At 71.1% G+C, this 18,258-nt stretch carries 21 protein-coding genes and 1 rRNA gene; 11 read left to right on the top strand and 11 right to left on the bottom strand.

The features are described 5' to 3' along the window. Positions 1-72 precede the first annotated feature (72 nt). Together rrf and IE248_RS27925 are read left to right on the top strand one after the other, a co-directional pair. Positions 73-189: ribosomal RNA gene (gene rrf / locus IE248_RS27930) — 5S ribosomal RNA — on the top strand. Between the two features lie 89 nt (positions 190-278). Next, positions 279-833: a GNAT family N-acetyltransferase gene (locus IE248_RS27925; RefSeq protein WP_190032037.1), complete on the top strand. Its 555-nt coding sequence runs from the start codon at positions 279-281 to the stop codon at positions 831-833. Here the strand turns inward: IE248_RS27925 and IE248_RS27920 are convergent. The 6 genes from IE248_RS27920 to IE248_RS27895 form a co-directional block, all read right to left on the bottom strand. Further along, positions 830-2,332, bottom strand: coding sequence for a P-loop NTPase family protein (locus tag IE248_RS27920; protein ID WP_190032036.1), 1,503 nt, complete (start codon positions 2,330-2,332; stop codon positions 830-832). The genes IE248_RS27925 and IE248_RS27920 overlap by 4 nt on opposite strands. Before the next feature lie 2 nt (positions 2,333-2,334). Next, positions 2,335-3,750 (bottom strand): ATP-binding protein, encoded by a 1,416-nt coding sequence (locus IE248_RS27915; RefSeq protein WP_037797845.1) that lies wholly within the window; start codon positions 3,748-3,750, stop codon positions 2,335-2,337. Between the two features lie 19 nt (positions 3,751-3,769). Continuing rightward, entirely contained in the window at positions 3,770-5,332 is a 1,563-nt protein-coding gene (locus IE248_RS27910; protein WP_073775259.1) for an SCO6880 family protein, read from the bottom strand. Then, on the bottom strand, positions 5,329-6,660 hold the full coding sequence (locus IE248_RS27905; protein ID WP_190032035.1) for a hypothetical protein: 1,332 nt from the start codon (positions 6,658-6,660) through the stop codon (positions 5,329-5,331). The genes IE248_RS27910 and IE248_RS27905 overlap by 4 nt, the downstream gene beginning before the upstream one ends. Continuing rightward, positions 6,650-7,480 (bottom strand): hypothetical protein, encoded by an 831-nt coding sequence (locus IE248_RS27900; protein ID WP_190032034.1) that lies wholly within the window; start codon positions 7,478-7,480, stop codon positions 6,650-6,652. The genes IE248_RS27905 and IE248_RS27900 overlap by 11 nt, the downstream gene beginning before the upstream one ends. 102 nt (positions 7,481-7,582) lie before the next feature. Beyond that, entirely contained in the window at positions 7,583-7,891 is a 309-nt protein-coding gene (locus IE248_RS27895) for a DUF8827 family protein (protein WP_008742356.1), read from the bottom strand. A gap of 486 nt (positions 7,892-8,377) precedes the next feature. Here IE248_RS27895 and IE248_RS27890 point away from each other — a divergent pair, with 486 nt between their 5' ends. Then, complete coding sequence (locus IE248_RS27890; protein WP_190032033.1) at positions 8,378-8,773, top strand: YunG family protein; 396 nt, start codon at positions 8,378-8,380, stop codon at positions 8,771-8,773. Between the two features lie 31 nt (positions 8,774-8,804). Here the strand turns inward: IE248_RS27890 and IE248_RS27885 are convergent, their stop codons facing one another. Next, positions 8,805-9,617, bottom strand: coding sequence for a pentapeptide repeat-containing protein (locus IE248_RS27885; RefSeq protein ID WP_190032032.1), 813 nt, complete (start codon positions 9,615-9,617; stop codon positions 8,805-8,807). Positions 9,618-9,621: 4 nt separating this feature from the next. Further along, complete coding sequence (locus IE248_RS27880) at positions 9,622-10,149, bottom strand: GNAT family N-acetyltransferase (RefSeq protein WP_190032031.1); 528 nt, start codon at positions 10,147-10,149, stop codon at positions 9,622-9,624. 63 nt (positions 10,150-10,212) lie between these two features. Here IE248_RS27880 and IE248_RS27875 point away from each other — a divergent pair, with 63 nt between their 5' ends. The 4 genes from IE248_RS27875 to IE248_RS27860 all read left to right on the top strand — a co-directional run bounded on the left by IE248_RS27875 (position 10,213) and on the right by IE248_RS27860 (position 13,804). Then, positions 10,213-10,821, top strand: a complete 609-nt coding sequence (locus tag IE248_RS27875; protein ID WP_037794019.1) for a LysE family translocator — start codon at positions 10,213-10,215, stop codon at positions 10,819-10,821. 72 nt (positions 10,822-10,893) lie between these two features. Further along, positions 10,894-11,685 carry a thioesterase family protein gene (locus IE248_RS27870; protein ID WP_008742361.1) on the top strand — a complete coding sequence of 264 codons (792 nt, stop codon included), beginning with the start codon at positions 10,894-10,896 and terminating at the stop codon, positions 11,683-11,685. Positions 11,686-11,891: 206 nt separating this feature from the next. Beyond that, on the top strand, positions 11,892-12,899 hold the full coding sequence (locus tag IE248_RS27865) for a C40 family peptidase (protein ID WP_100582832.1): 1,008 nt from the start codon (positions 11,892-11,894) through the stop codon (positions 12,897-12,899). A 200-nt stretch (positions 12,900-13,099) separates the two neighbouring features. Continuing rightward, positions 13,100-13,804, top strand: a complete 705-nt coding sequence (locus IE248_RS27860) for a phosphatase PAP2 family protein (RefSeq protein WP_190032030.1) — start codon at positions 13,100-13,102, stop codon at positions 13,802-13,804. A gap of 141 nt (positions 13,805-13,945) precedes the next feature. Here the strand turns inward: IE248_RS27860 and IE248_RS27855 are convergent, their stop codons facing one another. Both IE248_RS27855 and IE248_RS27850 read right to left on the bottom strand, forming a co-directional pair. Next, positions 13,946-14,179: a hypothetical protein gene (locus IE248_RS27855; protein WP_073775243.1), complete on the bottom strand. Its 234-nt coding sequence runs from the start codon at positions 14,177-14,179 to the stop codon at positions 13,946-13,948. A gap of 113 nt (positions 14,180-14,292) precedes the next feature. Next, positions 14,293-14,535, bottom strand: a complete 243-nt coding sequence (locus IE248_RS27850; RefSeq protein ID WP_124288995.1) for a hypothetical protein — start codon at positions 14,533-14,535, stop codon at positions 14,293-14,295. A gap of 131 nt (positions 14,536-14,666) precedes the next feature. Between IE248_RS27850 and IE248_RS27845 the strand changes: the two genes are divergently transcribed. Then, positions 14,667-15,539: an SCO4651 family lipoprotein gene (locus IE248_RS27845; RefSeq protein ID WP_190032029.1), complete on the top strand. Its 873-nt coding sequence runs from the start codon at positions 14,667-14,669 to the stop codon at positions 15,537-15,539. A 147-nt stretch (positions 15,540-15,686) separates the two neighbouring features. Continuing rightward, complete coding sequence (locus IE248_RS27840; RefSeq protein WP_164495869.1) at positions 15,687-15,842, top strand: hypothetical protein; 156 nt, start codon at positions 15,687-15,689, stop codon at positions 15,840-15,842. Positions 15,843-15,972: 130 nt separating this feature from the next. Here IE248_RS27840 and IE248_RS27835 read toward each other — a convergent pair whose 3' ends face one another. Then, the gene (locus IE248_RS27835) at positions 15,973-16,326 is read right to left on the bottom strand and encodes a metal-sensitive transcriptional regulator (protein WP_008742368.1); all 354 of its coding nucleotides are present in this window, start codon (positions 16,324-16,326) and stop codon (positions 15,973-15,975) included. Positions 16,327-16,522: 196 nt separating this feature from the next. On the opposite strand from IE248_RS27835, the gene IE248_RS27830 reads away from it, so the two are divergent. Next, positions 16,523-17,143: a DUF47 domain-containing protein gene (locus IE248_RS27830; RefSeq protein ID WP_008742369.1), complete on the top strand. Its 621-nt coding sequence runs from the start codon at positions 16,523-16,525 to the stop codon at positions 17,141-17,143. Positions 17,144-17,148: 5 nt separating this feature from the next. Continuing rightward, entirely contained in the window at positions 17,149-18,147 is a 999-nt protein-coding gene (locus tag IE248_RS27825) for an inorganic phosphate transporter (protein ID WP_008742370.1), read from the top strand. Positions 18,148-18,258: the final 111 nt, after the last annotated feature.

Raw genomic sequence — 18,258 nt, 5'->3', positions numbered from 1 at the left:
AGTTGCTCGCGTCCACTGTGTTAGTTCTGAAGTAACGACCGTGTTGTCATCCGGTTGATATCTTCATAGTGTTTCGGTGGTCATAGCGTTAGGGAAACGCCCGGTTACATTCCGAACCCGGAAGCTAAGCCTTTCAGCGCCGATGGTACTGCAGGGGGGACCCTGTGGGAGAGTAGGACGCCGCCGAACAATCATTGTGGGAAAGCCCCGCACCAGGTAACTGGTGCGGGGCTTTTCTGCGTTTACGGACAATTTCCAGCTCGGTAGTATCCCGCGATATGAGCCAGCATGTGATTCGTTCCGTACGCGCCGATGAATGGGAGAGGGTCAAGCAGCTGCGCCTCGCCGCGTTGCGGGATCCCGCGGCTCCGGTGGCGTTTCTGGAGACCGTGGAGAGCGCCGAGTCGCACCCTGATGAGTTTTGGCGGGGGCGGGCCGAAGGGGCCTCGCACGGGCGGACCGCGCGGCAGTTCATTGCCGAGGCCGATGGTGGGGAGTGGGTCGGGTCGGTGGTCGTACTCGTTGAGGACGGCGGGACTTCCGACCTCTTCGGGTTCCCGATCGAGCGGACCCAGGGGCATCTGGTCGGCGTGTTCGTACGGCCGGAGCACCGGGGGACCGGGCTGACCGAGGTGCTGTTCGCGGCCTCGCTGGAATGGGCCTGGTCGTTGGAGGAGCCGGCGCTGGAGCGCGTACGGCTGTTCGTGCACGAGGAGAATGCGCGGGCCGGCGCGTTCTACCGGCGGTTCGGGTTCCGGGCGAGCGGGCGGAGCGTGCCGATGCCGGGGAATCCGTCGGTGAAGGAGCTGGAGTACGTGTACCCGCGGCCTTAGGGCAGGTCGGCGTGGGGCCAGCGGGAGCGGGCCTGTTCGCGGCTGCGGCAGAGGGCCAGGAGCGGGAGGGTCTCGTCTTGCAGGAGCTCCGGGAGCTGGGGGACGGGAGCGACCGCGGCGATGTCGTCCAGGACGAGCGCCAGTGGTGGGTCGAGCCGACCGTGGGATGACCGTGCGGCCACGCGGCGGCCGTGCTCGACCACGCTGGAGGCGAGTGCGGTCAGCAACGGCATCGCACCCGGGTGGGCACGGGGATCTTCCAGGGATTCACCCACCACATAGAGGGTGCCCCCTTCGGAGACGAACGATGCCAAGGTCAGCGCATCTGTTCGGTTGGGGTTGCAGGCCTCGCGGATGTGGATGGAGCTGAGGCAGGACAGGGCGCGGGTCGTGAGGTCCTGGGCCTGTTCGCGGCGTTCGGGGTGTGCGGTGAGGGCGCTCTCGAGTTCGCCGGCCGCGCCGGGGGCCGCCTGGGGGTGGGTGCGCAGGACGCGGACCGGGTCCTGCGCGTTGTTGCCCTGGGCCCAGCGGTGGAGCTGCTTGAAGGGGCGCTCGTCGAGCGCGGCCGCCTGGAGCCAGCTGCGGAGGAGGGTTTCGGCGGTATCGGCGACGGCGGCGTCCATGCGGGCCTGGGGGCGTACGGGGGCCAGCAGGGCGATCGCCCGGGCGGCGGCGGTGTCGCGGTCGGCGCAGCCGGCGGCGGGGTTCCAGTGCATCCGGGCCGGGGTGTCGCACAGGTGCGAGGGGTCGTAGAGGAGGACCGGGCCGAGTTTGGCGCGGGCGTCCTTGGTCTCGGCCCACAGGGCGGGGGAGGAGGTGACGATCAGCGCTGCCGACTCCGCCTCGTTGACGGCTTGGACGGCGGTGCGGTGGCGGGTGGCCGCGTCGGCGTAGGTCAGGCGGGGTGTCCGGGCCGGGACCGGGGCCGGCGTCGGGCTCGGGGCAGGCGGTGGCGGCGCGGCGGGTGCAGGCGCGGTCGGTGCGGGTGTCGGTGGGCGGGTTGCCGGGGCGTAGCGGTGGGCCTCGTTGGCCGGGGCCGGGGTGGCCTTGCGGTGTGCGGCTACGGGGGACGGGGGCACCGCGGCTGGGAGGGGCTGGGGCGGGACGTGGGGGAGCGGGCCCGGGGTCTTGGCCGGGGCGCGGCGGGACTTCGTACGGGCGATGACGCCCAGGGTGAAGATGACCAGGACCAGCAGGACGAGGAGCTGGCTGATGAACAGGCCCCAGAAGAGGCCCCAGCCGGAGAGGGCCGCCGGGTCGGTGTCGGGCCAGGCGGCCGGGATGTCGTGCGGTTGCGCTATCAGGGCGCGGATGGCCTCCGGGGTACGGGTGAAGGTGACCGTGGCCGGCCAGGCGCCCTTCGAGAAGAGGGCCGCGAGGCCGGTCGCGGACCACACCAGTACGGCCAGGCCGAGGAGGAAGGCCAGCAGGCCGACCAGGACGCCGTCCGGGACTCCGCCGCCGCCGGCGGGAGTCCCCGTAGGTCTTGGGTCGGGCATGGTTACGCCACCGTGGTCGCGGAGCCGGGGCCGTTGCGGCGGCGTTCGATGAGGAGGGCCCTTTCCTCCGCCTCCAGTTCCGCGGCCAGCAGGTCGTCCGGGAGCTGGTGGGCCGCGGAGGACTCGGTCATCGCGCGGTCGGTGTAGACGAGGGGGCGTTCGGCCTCGGTGATCAGGTGTTTGACCACCTGGACGTTGCCGTTGACGTCCCAGACGGCGATGCCCGGGGTGAGGGTGGGGATGATTTCCACCGCCCAGCGGGGTAGGCCGAGGACCCGGCCGGTGGCTCGGGCCTCGTCCGCCTTCTGGGCGTAGATGGTGCGGGTCGAGGCCATCTTGAGGATGGCCGCGGCTTCGCGCGCGGCCGCGCCGTCGACGACGTCGGAGAGGTGGTGGACGACGGCGACGAAGGACAGGCCGAGGCGGCGGCCGAACTTCAGCAGGCGCTGGAACAGCTGGGCCACGAAGGGGCTGTTGATGATGTGCCAGGCCTCTTCCACGAGGAAGATGCGCTTCTTGCGGTCCGGGCGGATCCAGGTGTGCTCCAGCCAGACGCCGACGATCGCCATGAGGATCGGCATCGCGATGGAGTTGCGGTCGATGTGGGAGAGGTCGAAGACGATCAGGGGGGCGTCGAGGTCGATGCCGACGGTGGTGGGGCCGTCGAACATGCCGCGCAGGTCGCCGTCGACGAGGCGGTCGATGACGAGCGCCACGTCGAGGCCCCAGGCCCGGACATCGTCTATGTCGACGTTCATGGCTTCGGCGGATTCGGCTTCCGGGTGGCGCAGCTGTTCCACGATGTCGGTGAGGACGGGCTGGCGGTCCCGGATGGTGTCGACGACGTACGCGTGCGCGACCTTGAGGGCGAAGCCGGAGCGTTCGTCGAGGCCGTGGCCCATGGCGACTTCGATGATGGTCCGGAGCAGCGCGAGCTGTCCGGTCGTGGTGATCGCCGGGTCGAGGGGGTTGAGGCGGATCCCGTCGTCGTTGGCGGCGATGGGGTCCAGGCGGATGGGGGTTATCCCCAGCTGCTGGGCGATGAGGTTCCACTCGCCGACGCCGTCTTCGCCCTGGGCGTCGAGGACGACGACCTGGCGGTCCCGGAAGCGGAGCTGGCGCAGGACGTAGGTCTTCTCCAGGGCTGATTTTCCGTTGCCGGATTCGCCGAGGACGAGCCAGTGCGGGGCTGGCAGCTGCTGGCCGTACAGCTGGAAGGGGTCGTAGATGTAGCCCTTGCCGCTGTAGACCTCGCGGCCGATGATCACGCCGGAGTCGCCGAGGCCGGGGGCGGCGGTGGGCAGGTAGACGGCCTGGGCCTGGCCGGTGGAGGTGCGGACGGGCAGCCGGGTGGTTTCGACCTTGCCGAACAGGAAGCTGGTGAAGGCGTCCGTCAGAGCGGACATGGGATCTCGCATGGGCGGCACTTCCCTCCAGCTAGCGTCGGATGCCGGTGGCGAACGGCAAGGTGTTGACGAAGGCGCGGTGGTGCTCTCGGTCGCACCACTCCAGCTTCAGGTACGACTTGCCGGCGGAGGCGCGGATCGTCCGCTTGTCGCGGGCGAGGGCCTCCGGTGAACGCGAGGACACCGTGATGTACCCGACCAGGTTGACTCCTGCCGCACCGCTGGCGAGATCTTCACCTCTTTGGTCGAGGCGGCCGTGGGCGGCGATGTCGCGGGGGTCGACGGTCCGGTTCATCTTGGCGGCGCGGCTGGCGTCGGCCTCGTCGTTGGTCTTCTCGGTGAGCATGCGCTCGATGGCCACCTCGGTGGGCTCCAGGTCCATGGTGACGGCGACGGTGCGGATCACGTCCGGGGTGTGGACGAGGAGGGGCGCGAGGAAGTTGACGCCGACCGGGGTCATCGGCCATTCCTTCACCCAGGCGGTGGCGTGGCACCAGGGGGCGCGGGTGGAGGACTCGCGGGTCTTGGCCTGGAGGTACGTGGGCTCCACCGCGTCGAGTTCGGCGGGCCAGGCGTTGCGCTTGGTCATGGCCTGGATGTGGTCGATGGGATGGTCCGGGTCGTACATGGAGTGCACGAGGGAGGAGAGGCGGCCCTGGCCGAGGGGCTGGCGGACGCGGATGTCGGCCTCGGCGAGGCGGGCGCAGATGTCGGTGAGCTCGCGGGCCATGACGATGGCGAGGCCGGCGTCGCGGTCGAGCTTGCGTCCCTTGGCGGGGGAGGAGGCGCGGGCGATGGTGTGGGCCTCGGCGGCGAGTTCGCGGCTGTAGTGCATACAGGCGACGAGGTAGGCGCGGTGCTGCTCGGATGAGGTGGACACCATCGACTGGAGCTGTTCGTACGAGTCGCGCAGCCAGCCGGGAGCCTGGGTGTTTCCGCGCTGGGCGACGTCCTTGGCGTGGGCGTCGGGGTCGGCGGGGAGGGTGCGGGCGAGCATCTGGAGGCGGGTGACGAAGCCGTCGCCGTTGGCGACGTGCTTGAGGAGGGTGCCGAAGCGGTCGACGAGGGCTTCCTGGTCCTCGCTGTCGCGCAGGCCGACGCCGGGGCCCTCGATCTCGATGGCGGCGGTGACGGTGCGGCGGTCGGCGTGCAGGAGGACGGCGATCTCGTCGGGGCCGAAGGGGGCGGCGAGCCAGGCGATGCGGCCGATGCCGGGGGGCGGGCCCACCTCGACCTCGCGGCCGTCGGCGGCGCGGATGCCGGCCTCCATGGTGCCCGAGCGGTACGTCGTGCCGCGGCGCAGCGTGCGCTTGTAGCTGCGGTTGATCTCGAACCACTTGTAGAAGGTGCGGCCCCGGTAGGGGACGTACACGGCGGCGAGCGCGAGCATGGGGAAGCCGGCGAGGCTGACGATGCGCAGGGTGAGGTCGGGGACGAGCAGTCCGCTCATCATGCCGAAGAACGCGCCGGCGATGATCAGGGCGATCTCGCCGGTTTCGCGGTTCTTGCCGACGATCGCGTTCGGCCGGGCGCGGCCGATGAGATACGTACGGCGGGGCGCGATCGGGTGGAGCTGGTGCGACTGGGTCGTCACCGCCCGTCACCTCCTGTGTTGCTCGTGCTCGAACCAGTGCGGGGCGGGGGTGTGGCGGGGGATCCGCCGCCGGAGCCGCCGCCGGAGGTGGGGCGGCTGCTGTGCGCGGCCACGCCTCCGGAGAGGGGGTTGGCGGGGCGGGAGGCGCCGCCCCCGCCGCCCGCGCCGTCGCCGCCGGCGCGGTGGGCGCCGCGGCTGCTGTGGGTCTTGATGCCCTGGGAGACGAGGGAGGCCGGGGAGCTGATGACGGCGGCTGCCTGGGCGCCGTCGGTGGCCTTGCTGCGGTTGGAGCGGGCGGAGGCGATCTCGTCGCCGAAGCCGGGGACGAAGCGGTAGATCATCGCGGAGGCGAAGATCGCGAGGAGGATGATGGCGAGGCCGGAGACGACGGCGGAGAAGGCGTTCGGGCCCTTGTCTCCGGTCAGGGCGCCGGCGAGGCCGAGGACGATGACGATGACCGGCTTCACGAGGATGACGGCGATCATGATGCCGGCCCAGCGGCGGACGTGGCCCCACATGTTGCGGTCGACGAGTCCGGCGTAGACGACGGTGCCGAGGAGGGCGCCGACGTAGAGGAGGGCGGCGCGGATGACGAGCTCCAGCCAGAGCACTCCGGCGGCCAGGACGGTGACGAGGGCGACGACGATCAGCATGATCGGGCCGCCGCCGATGTCGTCGCCCTTTTTGAGGGCTTCGGCGAAGGAGCCGAAGAAGACGTCGGATTTGCCGCCGGTGGCGGAGGCGATGACCTCGGTGACGCCGTCGGTGGCGGAGACGACGGTGTAGAGGACGAGGGGGGTGAAGGCGGAGGCGAGGACGGTGAGCCAGAGGAAGCCGATGGCTTCGGACATGGCGGTGGTGAGGGGGACGCCGCGGATGGCGCGTTTGGCGACCGCGAGGAGCCAGAGGACGAGCGTGAGGATGGTGCTCGCGGCGAAGACGACGGCGTACTGCTGGAGGAAGGCGGGGTTGGTGAAGTCGACGTTGGCGGTGTGGGTGACGGCGTCGCTGAGTTTGCCGACGATCCAGGAGGCGGCGTCGGCGCAGCCCTTGGCGAGGGAGGCGAGGGGGTTGAGGGCGTCGGCGCTGCCGTCGCTGGGGGCGAGGCCGGTTTTGGAGGTGCCGCCGGAGGCGCCGGTGCCGCTTTCGCAGTAGTCCCTGGAGGGCCCGGTCAGCAGGTCGCAAGCGTTCTTGCTGGCCTGCGGCGTGGGAGTCGGCGTGGGGGTGGGGGTTGGCGTCGGCGCGGAATAGGCGCGGCTCGCCAGCGCGGCGAGGGCGACATGCACCGAGGCGATCACCCCGATCCGGAGCCGGAGACTAGCGGGCATAGGTGAACCCTCCGAACTCCTTGATGGCCTTGCTCATGTCATCGGACGTAGAGGCGGTGCCATCACTGGGTACCGGAGTGGGTCCGTCCTGCTGCTTGTCGGAAAGGATCTTCCAGTCGTTGTCAGCCCAGGACAGCTCGAAGGTCCAGGTCATCCAGGTGGTCCGGACAGGGTCCGTGGACTTCTCGCCGGACATGCCGATCAGCCCGGTGTACCAGACGGCTACCTTCGCGGAGGCGTCCGAGTAGCTCTCGACACGCGTGCCTACCGGGACGGTTCGGGTGACGAACGTGCTGCCCCGCGGGGCGTCGCCGTTCGCGTCGAGCCCGAGTCTGGTGAGGAACGAGGTGGAGTAGGCCTCGTCCAGCGCACCCTTCAGCTTCCCTGCGGCGTCCTGTGTGTAGATGGCATCCACGATGGCCTGGCGGGAGTTCTTCTTGAACATTCCGTCGGAGCCGAGGGCGACCGCGTAGTTGGCGGCGGCCGATTGGGCGCCTTGCTCGTTGTGGGCGAAGCCCTTGGGGATGGTGCCCGGGGCGGCCGGGAGCGGGGTGGTGCCGGTGGCGGCCGTTGAGGAGGAGGTCGGGGCCTTGTCCGAGGACGGCTCCGAGGGGGTGTCCTGGGACTGGTTGGCGAAGGCGATCGCGGCGATCAGGAGGACCACGACGCCGACGACCGTGACGAGGCCGCGGGAGGCGCGGGGGGTGCGGCGGGGGGTGCCGTAGGCGTCGGAGGGGGAGTCCGGGAGGCGGGTACGGGTCTGGCCCGTGCCGCCGACCTCGCCGTGTCCGCCGCCGCCGTACTGGTCGTCGTTGCTCATTCCGTGTCCGCCCCCTCCGCGTCGTACGACGGTAGCGCTCGTTCCCGCGTGGATGCGGTGTGGTGAGTCCTCATCAGGTCCGGCAGCCGGTGGGCGGCCCGGCTAGACGGCCATTCCGTAGACGATGGTGAAGAGGGTGCCGAGGGAGCCGATGATGAACACGCCGGTGAGGCCGGCGACGATCAGTCCCTTGCCCTGTTCCGCGCTGAACGTGTCGCGCAGGGCCGTCGCGCCGATGCGCTGCTTGGCCGCGCCCCAGATGGCGATGCCGAGGCAGAGGAGGATCGCGACGGCCATGACCACCTCGATCATGACCTTCGCTTCGTTGCCGAGACTGCCGAACGGCCCCCAGTTCGGGGCGATTCCGCCGATGATGGTGGTGATGTCGCCCTTTTCGGCTGCCAGGATCATGTAACTCACCGCCCCTGTATGGGTAGTTCCGGTACCCCGTGCCCGATGGCAGGGGTCACGTACTATCTTCGCTGATGAAATCGCCGCCGTATGTCGACTTGGCGGCTCTCTTTGCCCGATCTCCGCGCCCGTGTCCCGTCCCTGTGCTCTGACCTGGGCGAGGGCGGTGTGGGGGCGAGAGAAACCTATGGTCACTCTGTGTATCACGGGGTGTGACCCCGGGCAATGAATTGTCGTCTCGGCGTACGGGGGTACGAGTGACGCGCCGCCGTTCGGCGCAGTGGGGGCGCGTGTCGGCGGGCTGACGCGCCGTCGTGTTCCTTGTGGCCGGGATGGGGTGGGTGACCGGATCGGGGCGAGCGCGTGCCGTGGCCGGGGAGCGGTGGGCCGCGGGGGCGTGTGGGTGTGCGAGGGGCGCACGTGTGTGTGGGGCGTACGTGTGTGGGCCCGGCCCCCGTTGTCAGTGCCTGGGGGCAGGCTGGGGTGATGACGACTCCTTGGACACTCGGTGATGTCGAAGCGGCCATCCGGGCGGGATGGTCGGCCGAGACGTGCTCGCCGGACGATGTCGAGCGGGCGCCGTGGACGGCCGGGAACCCGGCGTGGGGGCACTGCGACATCACGGCGCTGGTCGTGCAGGACCTGTGCGGGGGCGACCTGGTGGTCGGCGAGGTCTGGCTGGACGGCGAGCAGCAGGGGTTCCACACCTGGAACGTGCTGCCGGGGGGTGTCGTCATCGATCTGACGCGGGAGCAGTTCCGGCTCGGTCAGACGGTTACCGCGGGGCGGGCGATGGGGGAGCGGCCGGCGGGGCGGTTGCCGAGGCGGTGGGAGGAGTACCAGGTGTTGCGGCGGCGCGTTTTCGAGCGGTTGGGGCTGTAGCGCCGGTGCCGCCGGGTGGGGCGGGGCCGGGTCAGAGCCAGTGGGTGGGGTGGGTGAGGGATGGGGGGAGTTTGGTCTGGGGGGTGCCCTGGGCGGCGTTGAGCTGGGGTTGGGTGAGGAAGAGGGCATCGCGGAGGTCGGCGCCGCGGAGGTTGGTGTCGCGGAGGTCCGCGCCGATCAGGTCGGCGGTGCGCAGGTCGGCGCGGCTGAGGTCGGCGGCGATCAGGTAGGCGCCGCGGAGGTTCGCGCCGCGCAGGTCCGCGCCGGAGAGGCGGGCGCCCATCAGGTCGGCGCCGCGGTGGTTCTTCTTGCGGCCCGGGGCGTGCGCGCGGACGAGCTCGCTGGTTTCGAGGAGCAGCGTGTTGATCTCCTGGCGGAGGGCGCCGACGTCGAAGGGGGCCAGGGTCTCCGCGTCCGCGCGGGTGGCTTCCGTGGTCGTGGCGAGCGCCGCGCGCAGGGCGTCGTGCAGCGGGGCCGCGGCGGGGCGGGCGAGGGCCTCGGTGAGGTAGTGGAGCAGCTCGTGGAGTTGCCGCATGACCGGGAAGACCTCGAACATCCGGCGGGCGGTCCCGGGGTCGCCGCGCCAGTCGCGGCCGCCGAAGGTGACCTGGGAGACCTGCTGGCCGGCGCCGAAGCAGTCGAAGACGGTGCAGCCGGGGAAGCCCTTGTCGCGCAGCGCGGTGTGGATGCCGCAGCGGAAGTCCTGCCGGAGGTTCTTGCAGGGGGTTCCGGCGGCCTTGTTCACGGCGAAGTCGTGGGACTTGGCGAAGGGCAGGGCGACGCAGCACAGCGCGAAGCAGTTCGCGCAGTCGGCCTTCAGGGCTGGGGTGGAGGTCGGGGACACCGTCCTATTGTGGACCGTCCGGGGCGGGCAGGCGCATCTGGAGGGCGGTCCACCAGACGCCGTCGACCTGCTCGACGTCCCGGATGACCCGGTGGGTGCGGAAGCCGGCCTTCTCGTAGAGCCGGACGGCCGGGGTGTTGTGGGCGTAGACGCCGAGGTCGAGCTCGGGCAGGCCCAGCTCCCCGAAGGCGCGCTCGACCGCCAGGGTGAGGAGGGTCTCGCCGAGGCCCTGGCCGCGGGCGTCCGGGGCCAGGAGGACGCGGCCGACGCGGGCGCCCGGGGCGTCTTGGTGGCGGCGCAGGGAGATGTGGCCCACGGGCCGCCCGGTGCCGGGGGCGACGGCGGTCCAGGTGTGCCGGCCGGGTTCGGCGGCGTAGGCGGTGAGCTGAGCCTCGTCGAGGGGCCAGCTGAAGGCGGGGCCCGACCAGGTGAGGAGTTCGGTGGGGCCGGTGATCCAGTCGAGCAGGAACGCCGCGTCGGTCGCGGGGCGGTACGGGCGCAGGGTGAGGGGCAGGGGCAGCGGCAGCGGCATGTCTCAAGTATCCGTGTTCCGGAGGGGGTTGATCGGGAGGCGGCCGGTTGTGAGGATCCGTGCATGACAGAAGTGATCGCAGTCGCCGTCATCACGCTCCTGGCGGTGATCAGCCCGGGGGCCGATTTCGCCATGGTGGTCCGCAACAGCTATCTGTACGGGCGCCCGACGGGCCTGTTCGCGGCGGCGGGCGTCGCGGCCGGCGTGCTGGTGCACGTCTCGTACACGATGCTCGGGGTCGGGCTGCTGATCGCCTCCTCGACCGAGCTGTTCACGGCCATCAAGCTGGCGGGCGCCGCGTACCTGGTGTGGATCGGGATCCGTACGTTCCGGGCGCGGGCCGATCTGACCGTGGACCTGGAGGGGAAGGCCGGGCTGACGCCGCTCGGGGCGTTGCGGTCGGGGTTCTTGACCAACGTGCTCAATCCGAAGACCACGCTGTTCGTGGTGTCGACGTTCACGCAGGTGGTGGGCCCGGGCACGCCGGTGTTGCAGCAGGCCGGGTACGGGCTGTTCATGTCGGTGGCGCACCTGGGCTGGTTCGGCGCGGTGGCGCTGTTCTTCTCGAACTCCCGGCTGCGCGAGCGGATGCTGAAGGCGCAGAAGGCCCTGAACCGGACCATCGGGTCGGTGCTGGTGGGGCTGGGGGTGGGGCTGGGGTTCGCCCGCTGAGTTGCGCGGGCAGGTCCGGCAAGTGTCCGGAAGCCCTGGCGGGGTGGGTTACCTCTCGGTAGCGTCTGCGGCATGGGTTCTGCTGAGGCGTTCTTCGAACGGGTCGACACGGGGCGGTTCCTGGCGAGCGAGCACACGCGCGGGCCCTGGGATCCGCTCGCGCAGCACGCGGGGCCGCCGGCCGCGCTGCTCGGGCGGGCCGTCGAGGACCGGGAGGGCGCCCGCGAGGACATGCGGCTCGCCCGCATCACGTACGAGATCCTGCGCCCGGTGCCGATCGGGCCGCTGGAGGTCACCACCAGCGTGCTCCGTGCCGGGCGCAGTACCGAGGTGGTCGAGGCGGCCCTCGCGCCGCCCGGGGCCGCGCCGGTGATGCTGGCGCGCGCCCTGCGGATCCGGGTGGCTCCGGAGGCGGTGCCGGCCGCGGTGCCGGGGCCGGGGCTGCCGGCGCCGGGGGAGGTGGAGGTGACCCCGTTCTTCCCGGTGCCGTGGGAGACCGGCTACCACCGCGCCATGGAGACCCGGTTCACCGAGGGCGCGTTCATGGAGCTGGGCCCGGGCACCTGCTGGATGCGGATGAAGGTCGCGCTGATCGCGGGGGAGGACGTCAGGCCGCTGGACCGGGTGCTGGTCGCGGCCGACTCGGGCAACGGCATCAGCTCCGTCATGGACTTCGGCCGCTTCGTCTTCGTCAACAGCGATCTGACGGTCCACCTGCACCGCCACCCGGTCGGGGAATGGGCCTGCGTGGAGGCCCGTACGAGTGTGGACGCGGCCGGCATCGGGCTGGCCGACGCCCGGTTGCACGACGAGAAGGGGCCGATCGGCCGGAGCGCGCAGAGTCTGTTCGTCGCCCCCCGGTAGGTCCCCCGGTGGAGCCCCGGTAGGCGGTCCGGCCCGGGCGTCAACCCGCGCCGTGCGCCGAGGGGGTCTGGACGGCGGCGCTCTTCCGCGTCGAGGATGGTTACCAGGGGTGTGCTTCCGACTGGCCTAGCGGAAGGGACGACACGGACATTTCGCACCCGAAAACGGTGGGCATGGGGGAGGGTTGACGGGTGCGCAGATTCTGGATGGCAGGCGGAATCGGGATCGGGCTGTGCTTGAGCTTCCTCGTGCTGCTCGTGGTCGGGACGTATTCGGCCGCGGCGGGACTGGTGGGGGCCGGCGGCGGCCAGGCGGTCGGTCTGGTGAAGGGCGCGGTACCGGGCAAGTACCAGGCGCTGGTGCAGAAGTGGGGCGCGCTGTGCCCGGCGATCAGCCCGCCGCTGCTCGCCGCCCAGCTGTACTCGGAGAGCGGCTGGAACCCCACGGCCGTCAGTCCGGCGGACGCGCGCGGCATCGCGCAGTTCATCCCGGGCACCTGGGCGGGTCACGGGATCGACGGCGACGGTGACGGCGACCGCGACATCTGGGACCCCAACGACGCGATCCCGTCGGCGGCTTCGTACGACTGCGAGCTCGCCAAGGACGTGGCCCGGGTGCCGGGTGACGCGGCGAAGAACATGCTCGCGGCGTACAACGCCGGTGCGTACGCGGTCATCAAATATGGCGGGGTGCCGCCGTACAAGGAGACCCAGGGGTACGTGAAGACGATCACGACCCTGGCGCAGAGCTTCGCGAAGCCGGTCGGGCGGGTCGCGCCGTCCCAGCAGGCCGCCGGGGCCATCTACTTCGCGCAGAAGCAGCTCGGCACCCCGTACCTGTGGGGTGGCAACGGAACGCCCGACCAGGACGGGCGGTTCGACTGCTCGGGGCTCACCAAGGCCGCGTACGAGACGGTGGGGATCGAGCTGCCGCGCGTCGCCAACGACCAGTACAACGCGGGCGCCCATCCCTCGCGGGCCGAACTGCTCCCCGGTGACCTGGTGTTCTTCTCCGACGATCTGACGAACTCCCGCGAGATCCGGCACGTCGGCCTCTACGTGGGCGGCGGCTACATGATCAACGCCCCGTACACGGGCGCGGTCATCCGCTTCGACAAGATCGACACGCCCGACTACTTCGGTGCGACCCGCGTCACGAAGGACGGCGCGGAGGCCTTGCCGGACCCCAAGAGCTCAGGCCGGGCCGCTTCGTGACTGTCCGTTAAGCAAAGGCCCTGAGCTGCGACGATGAGTCACTCTTCGATAACGTTGGAGTGATCATTCCGTGGAGAGTGGAACCGGCCCCTCAGAACGGGCGTTCCATGGGCGCGGGGGTTGATCGACTGGGGGCGAAGGGGCGCACACCGGGGTGCGCCCGCAGGGAAACCCAGGCAAGGGCAAGGGGCCGCAATGCCGTGGCTGGACTCACGACCGGTGGGCCGAACGTGGACGTAAGCCTGCTGTACGCGATCAACGGGCTCTCCCGGCACGTCCCGAACGGGCTCGGCCGGGCGCTGGGCCTCATCAGCGAGTACGGGATCCTGCTGGCCCTGGTGCTGCTCGTGCTGTGGTGCTGGCGCGGCGCGCGCCGGCAGGACGAGACCACCGCCGCCGAATCGTTCGCCGCGCTGGTCTGGGCCCCGCTCGGCGCCGGGATCGCCCTCCTCGTGAACGTCCCGCTGCGCGGGTTCGTCGGGAGGCCGCGGCCGTTCGTGCAGCACACCGGGCTGGAGGTCCTCGAACCGGGCCTGTCCACGACCGACTTCTCCTTCGTCAGCGACCACTCCACCCTCGCCATGGCCCTCGGCGTCGGCCTGTTCATCGCGAACCGCAGGCTCGGCTTCATCGGCATCGGGCTGGCCCTGCTGGAGGGACTGTCCCGCGTGTACATGGGCGTGCACTACCCGACGGACGCCATCGGCGGCTTCGCCCTCGGTACCGCCGTCGTCCTGCTGTTCGCCCCGCTCGCGATGGCGCTGCTGACCCCGGTGGTGCGCGCGGTGGCCCGCTCCCCGCGCGCCGGGAGGCTGGTACGGGCGAAGGACCGCCCGCTGGCCCAGCCGGTCGGGCTGGCGACGCCGCCGCCGGCGGCTCCGCGGGAGCGCGACCTGGCCGCGTAGGAGGGAGCCGTCGCGGCCCGGCTCACCGGTGCGCGTAGGAATCCCATACGGAGAGCAGTACGGCCGCCAGCAGGCACAGCCCCGCCGCCCCGAAGAACAGCCGGATCGCCGCCGGGCGGGGGCGGGGGCGCGGGCGCGGGCTCAGGGGTCGCCGCCTTCCGTGCCCCGGTCGCCCTCGTCCTCGTCGCGTCGGTAGCGGGAGCGCAGCCACAGCCCGGTGGCGACGGCCGCGGCGGTGGTGAGCCCGACGGCCAGGGCCACGTCGGCCGGGCCGTCCGCCGTGCCCACGGGCCGGGCCCAGGCCGCGGCGGCCGGGGCGGAGGCGATGAGCAGGGCCCAGAGGAGGGCGGCGAGTCGGGGCGCGGGTCCTGGCATGAGTCCAGGGCATCCGCTCCCGCGCAGGCAGGCCAGCCGGGCCGTCCGAACGGGCTATCAGAACGCGCCACCGGGCCGCCGCGCCGCCCCGTCGCCGGGTCGGGGCTCCGCCCCTACCCCGCCGTGTGCAGTGTGGCGTCCTTGCGGGCCAGGTCGCGGGAGCGGCGGGCCGGGCCCCTCCAGCCGCAGGTGCACAGGGCCAGGCAGAACGACCCGCGCTCGGTGGTGCTCGTGCTGTGGCCGGCCGGCGGCTGTGCGGGCCTCTCGGACCGCGCGTCCGCACGAGGCAGCGGCAGGGTGGCGAGCGGCAAGGTGGCGAGCGGAACGGTCGGCGGCGCCTTGGGATGCGGGTCCACGCCACCACGGTACCCGGGTTCGGCGCGCCCGGACACGGCCCCGCACCGTGACGGGAAACCCCGGACCTCGTTAAGCGGAGCGGGTGGGGGCCTCGGGCAAGCAGCGGTCATGCGTTGGGGGTTGGCAGGCGATGGTGGTGCACCAGCACAGGCGGCGGCGAGTGCGTGCGGGTGGGGTGGTGCTCGCGGTCGGCGTGGCCGTCACCGTGGCCGCGCTGGCAGCGTGCGGCGGCGCGGCGGACGCGGGAGCGGGGGCCGGCGCGGGCGCCGGCGGCGACGGCAAACCGCCGGCGGACCCGGCCAGGGCCGTCGCGGCGGTGCGGGCGGCCGCCGACGCGCTGACGGCGGCCGGGAGCGCGCGGGTCCGTACGGCGATGGAGATGGCCGCCGGCGGCACCCGCGTCACGATCCGCGGCGAGGGCGGGGTGGACTTCGTGCACCGGATGGGCCAGCTCCTGGTGATGCTCCCCGCCGACGCGGCGGGCAAGGACGAGCACCGGCCGATCACCGAGCTCCTCGTCCCCGGCGCCCTCTACATGAAGAACCGGGGCGCGGGCGTGCCCGACGACAAGTGGGTGCGCGTCGACACGGCGACCCTCGGGGACGGGAACCTGGTCACGGGCGGGGCAACCGATCCGCTGGCGGCGGCCGAGCTGCTGCGCGGCGCGCAGGAGGTGACGTACGTGGGGGAGACCGAGGTGGCGGGCACCAGGGTGTGGCACTACCGGGGGACGACCGACCTCGGGCGGGCGGCGCGCAGTGCCTCGCCGGACATCCGGGGAACGCTGGAGGCCGCGGCGAAAGGGTTCAGCAAGGACTCCGTCCCGTTCGACGCGTACCTCGACGATGAGGGCCGGCTGCGGAAGGTCCGCCACCGTTTCAGTTACCAGAACAATGGCGTGATCGATGTCTCGTCGACGACGCTGCTCTACGGGTTCGGGACTCCGGTGACCGTCGCATTGCCCCCGAGCGGGGACATTTACGCCGGGAAGATCGCCGAGTAGTCGGTGCGATGGGTCTAGACCGGTGCCATCGGGTCATGGCCCGGTATCCGGAAATGGTCCATCCGTGTCATGCGCGCAGCGACCCGCGCTCCCTACGCTGAGAAGCCGATCGCCGACGACCTATGGCGGCGGGAAGAGGTGACACGCGTGACTCCCGGAGGCGGTACGACGGTGCAGGATTTCGTGGCCCTCGCCGAGATCGAGCTGTGCGGTGAGCTGATCATCGCGGCCTCCACGGCGGACGAGGAACGGCTCAGCCAGGACCGCATCGACGAGGTGCTGATGGTCGGCGTCAGCCGCTGACCCCGGCGCCAGGCCCGCAAGAACCCGCACGAACCCGCACGAGCCCGTGCCGGACCGGACCGTGCCGGTCCGACGCGGTGCGGGGAGGGGCGGGCAGCCGCCGCGCGCGGGGCCGGGTCCTCGCGCCGCCTCAGGTGCGCAGGAGGCGGGCGATCGCCTTCGTCGCTTCCTCGACCTTGGCGTCGATCTCCGCGCCGCCCTTGACCGCCGCGTCGGCCACGCAGTGCCGCAGGTGCTCCTCCAGCAGCTGGAGCGCGAAGGACTGGAGCGCCTTCGTGCTCGCCGAGACCTGCGTGAGTATGTCGATGCAGTAGACGTCCTCGTCGACGAGCCGCTGCAGGCCGCGGATCTGGCCCTCGATCCGGCGCAGCCGCTTGAGGTGCTCGTCCTTCTGGTGGTGGTACCCGTGCACCGCCGCGCCCGGGGTCTCCTCGGGGGCCGCGGCGACGCCGGCTCCGGAGCCCTCCGCCTCGATGGTCGTCATGCAGTCCTCCCGTGGTCCGGAAATGAGGGATGCATACCCCTCATGGGTATAGGTTACGTCGCCCTCGCCGTCCGGGCAGGGGTCCGTTCCGCCCACTGTGCCTGATGGAGCACACTGGTGAACGGCCGGTTAGCCCTCGCCGGGGGTTGCGCCTAGCATCAGCCTGACCGAATCCAATGCACCCCGAGGACCTCACGTGCGATTTCGTCTGACCCCCAGGGAGACGAGCTTCTACGACATGTTCGCCGCATCCGCGGACAACATCGTCACGGGCTCCAAGCTCCTGATGGAACTGCTCGGAGCGGATTCCTCCGCCCGGGCCGAGATCGCGGAGCGGATGCGGGCGGCGGAACACGCGGGGGACGACGCGACCCACGCGATCTTCCACCAGCTGAACTCCTCCTTCATCACGCCGTTCGACCGCGAGGACATCTACAACCTGGCCTCGTCGCTCGACGACATCATGGACTTCATGGAGGAGGCGGTCGACCTGGTCGTCCTCTACAACGTGGAGGAGCTCCCCAAGGGCGTCGAGCAGCAGATCGAGGTACTGGCGCGGGCGGCCGAACTGACCGCCGAGGCCATGCCGCACCTGCGGACGATGGACAACCTGACCGAGTACTGGATCGAGGTCAACCGCCTCGAGAACCAGGCCGACCAGATCCACCGCAAGCTGCTCGCCCAGCTCTTCAACGGCAAGTACGACGCCATCGAGGTGCTCAAGCTCAAGCAGATCGTCGACGTGCTCGAAGAGGCGGCCGACGCGTTCGAGCACGTCGCGAACACGGTGGAGACCATCGCGGTCAAGGAGTCCTGAACCTCGTGGACACCTTCGCTCTGATCGTGACCATCGGTGTCGCGCTCGGTTTCACGTACACCAACGGTTTCCACGACTCGGCGAACGCGATCGCGACCTCGGTCTCGACCCGCGCGCTGACCCCGCGTGCCGCCCTCGCGATGGCCGCGGTGATGAACCTCGCCGGCGCCTTCCTGGGCAGCGGCGTGGCCAAGACCGTCAGCAAGGGGCTCATCGAGACGCCGACCGGTGACCGGGGGATGTGGATCCTCTTCTCCGCCCTGGTCGGCGCGATCGTCTGGAACCTGATCACCTGGTACTTCGGCCTGCCGTCGTCCTCCTCCCACGCGCTCTTCGGAGGCATGGTCGGGGCGGCGCTCGCGGGCGGGATCGGCGTCATCTGGTCGGGAGTGCTCGACAAGGTCGTCATCCCGATGTTCCTGTCGCCGATCGTCGGCCTGGTCGTGGGCTACCTGGTGATGGTCGCGATCATGTGGATGTTCCGCAGGTCCAACCCGCACAAGGCCAAGCGCGGCTTCCGCATCGCCCAGACCGTCTCGGCGGCCGCCATGGCGCTGGGCCACGGCCTCCAGGACGCCCAGAAGACCATGGGCATCGTGGTGATGGCCCTGGTCATCGCCGACGTCCAGAGCTCCGACGCGCCGATCCCCGTATGGGTCAAGATCGCCTGCGCCGTGATGCTGTCGCTGGGTACGTACGCGGGTGGCTGGCGCATCATGCGCACGCTCGGCCGCAAGATCATCGAGCTCGACCCGCCGCAGGGCTTCGCCGCCGAGACCACGGGCGCCTCGATCATGTACACCGCGTCGTACCTGTACCAGGCGCCGATCTCCACCACCCACGTCATCACCTCGGCGATCATGGGTGTGGGCGCGACGAAGCGGGTCAACGCGGTCCGCTGGGGCGTCGCCAAGAACATCATCCTGGGCTGGTTCATCACCATGCCGGCCGCGGCGCTGGTCGCGGCGCTCAGCTTCTGGATCGTGGACCTGGCCATCGCCTAGGGTCCGCCCCGGGAAACGAAAGCGGGCCGGCTCCCCCCACCCAGGGGGAGCCGGCCCTTTTCTTTCGCCTTGCGGTGGCACCGCCATGCAGCACCGCAGGACGTGTCGCAC

The sequence above is a fragment of the Streptomyces goshikiensis genome (assembly GCF_014650555.1).
GTDB classification, from domain to species: Bacteria; Actinomycetota; Actinomycetes; order Streptomycetales; family Streptomycetaceae; genus Streptomyces; species Streptomyces goshikiensis.
The sequence above is the reverse complement of the archived record's forward strand: the minus strand, read 5'-3'. Positions and strand labels throughout refer to the sequence as shown.

Excerpts from the sequence above, each read along its gene's own strand:
- IE248_RS27895 (WP_008742356.1), bottom strand. The coding sequence starts at position 7,891 with ATGATCCTGGCAGCCGAAAAGGGCGACATCACCACCATCATCGGCGGA.
- IE248_RS27865 (WP_100582832.1), top strand. The coding sequence starts at position 11,892 with ATGGCAGGCGGAATCGGGATCGGGCTGTGCTTGAGCTTCCTCGTGCTG.
- IE248_RS27920 (WP_190032036.1), bottom strand. The coding sequence starts at position 2,332 with ATGCCCGACCCAAGACCTACGGGGACTCCCGCCGGCGGCGGCGGAGTC.
- IE248_RS27915 (WP_037797845.1), bottom strand. The coding sequence starts at position 3,750 with ATGCGAGATCCCATGTCCGCTCTGACGGACGCCTTCACCAGCTTCCTG.
- IE248_RS27870 (WP_008742361.1), top strand. The coding sequence starts at position 10,894 with ATGGGTTCTGCTGAGGCGTTCTTCGAACGGGTCGACACGGGGCGGTTC.
- IE248_RS27925 (WP_190032037.1), top strand. The coding sequence starts at position 279 with ATGAGCCAGCATGTGATTCGTTCCGTACGCGCCGATGAATGGGAGAGG.
- IE248_RS27890 (WP_190032033.1), top strand. The coding sequence starts at position 8,378 with ATGACGACTCCTTGGACACTCGGTGATGTCGAAGCGGCCATCCGGGCG.
- IE248_RS27855 (WP_073775243.1), bottom strand. The coding sequence starts at position 14,179 with ATGCCAGGACCCGCGCCCCGACTCGCCGCCCTCCTCTGGGCCCTGCTC.
- IE248_RS27845 (WP_190032029.1), top strand. The coding sequence starts at position 14,667 with ATGGTGGTGCACCAGCACAGGCGGCGGCGAGTGCGTGCGGGTGGGGTG.
- IE248_RS27905 (WP_190032035.1), bottom strand. The coding sequence starts at position 6,660 with ATGCCCGCTAGTCTCCGGCTCCGGATCGGGGTGATCGCCTCGGTGCAT.
- IE248_RS27835 (WP_008742368.1), bottom strand. The coding sequence starts at position 16,326 with ATGACGACCATCGAGGCGGAGGGCTCCGGAGCCGGCGTCGCCGCGGCC.
- IE248_RS27900 (WP_190032034.1), bottom strand. The coding sequence starts at position 7,480 with ATGAGCAACGACGACCAGTACGGCGGCGGCGGACACGGCGAGGTCGGC.
- IE248_RS27880 (WP_190032031.1), bottom strand. The coding sequence starts at position 10,149 with ATGCCGCTGCCGCTGCCCCTGCCCCTCACCCTGCGCCCGTACCGCCCC.
- IE248_RS27875 (WP_037794019.1), top strand. The coding sequence starts at position 10,213 with ATGACAGAAGTGATCGCAGTCGCCGTCATCACGCTCCTGGCGGTGATC.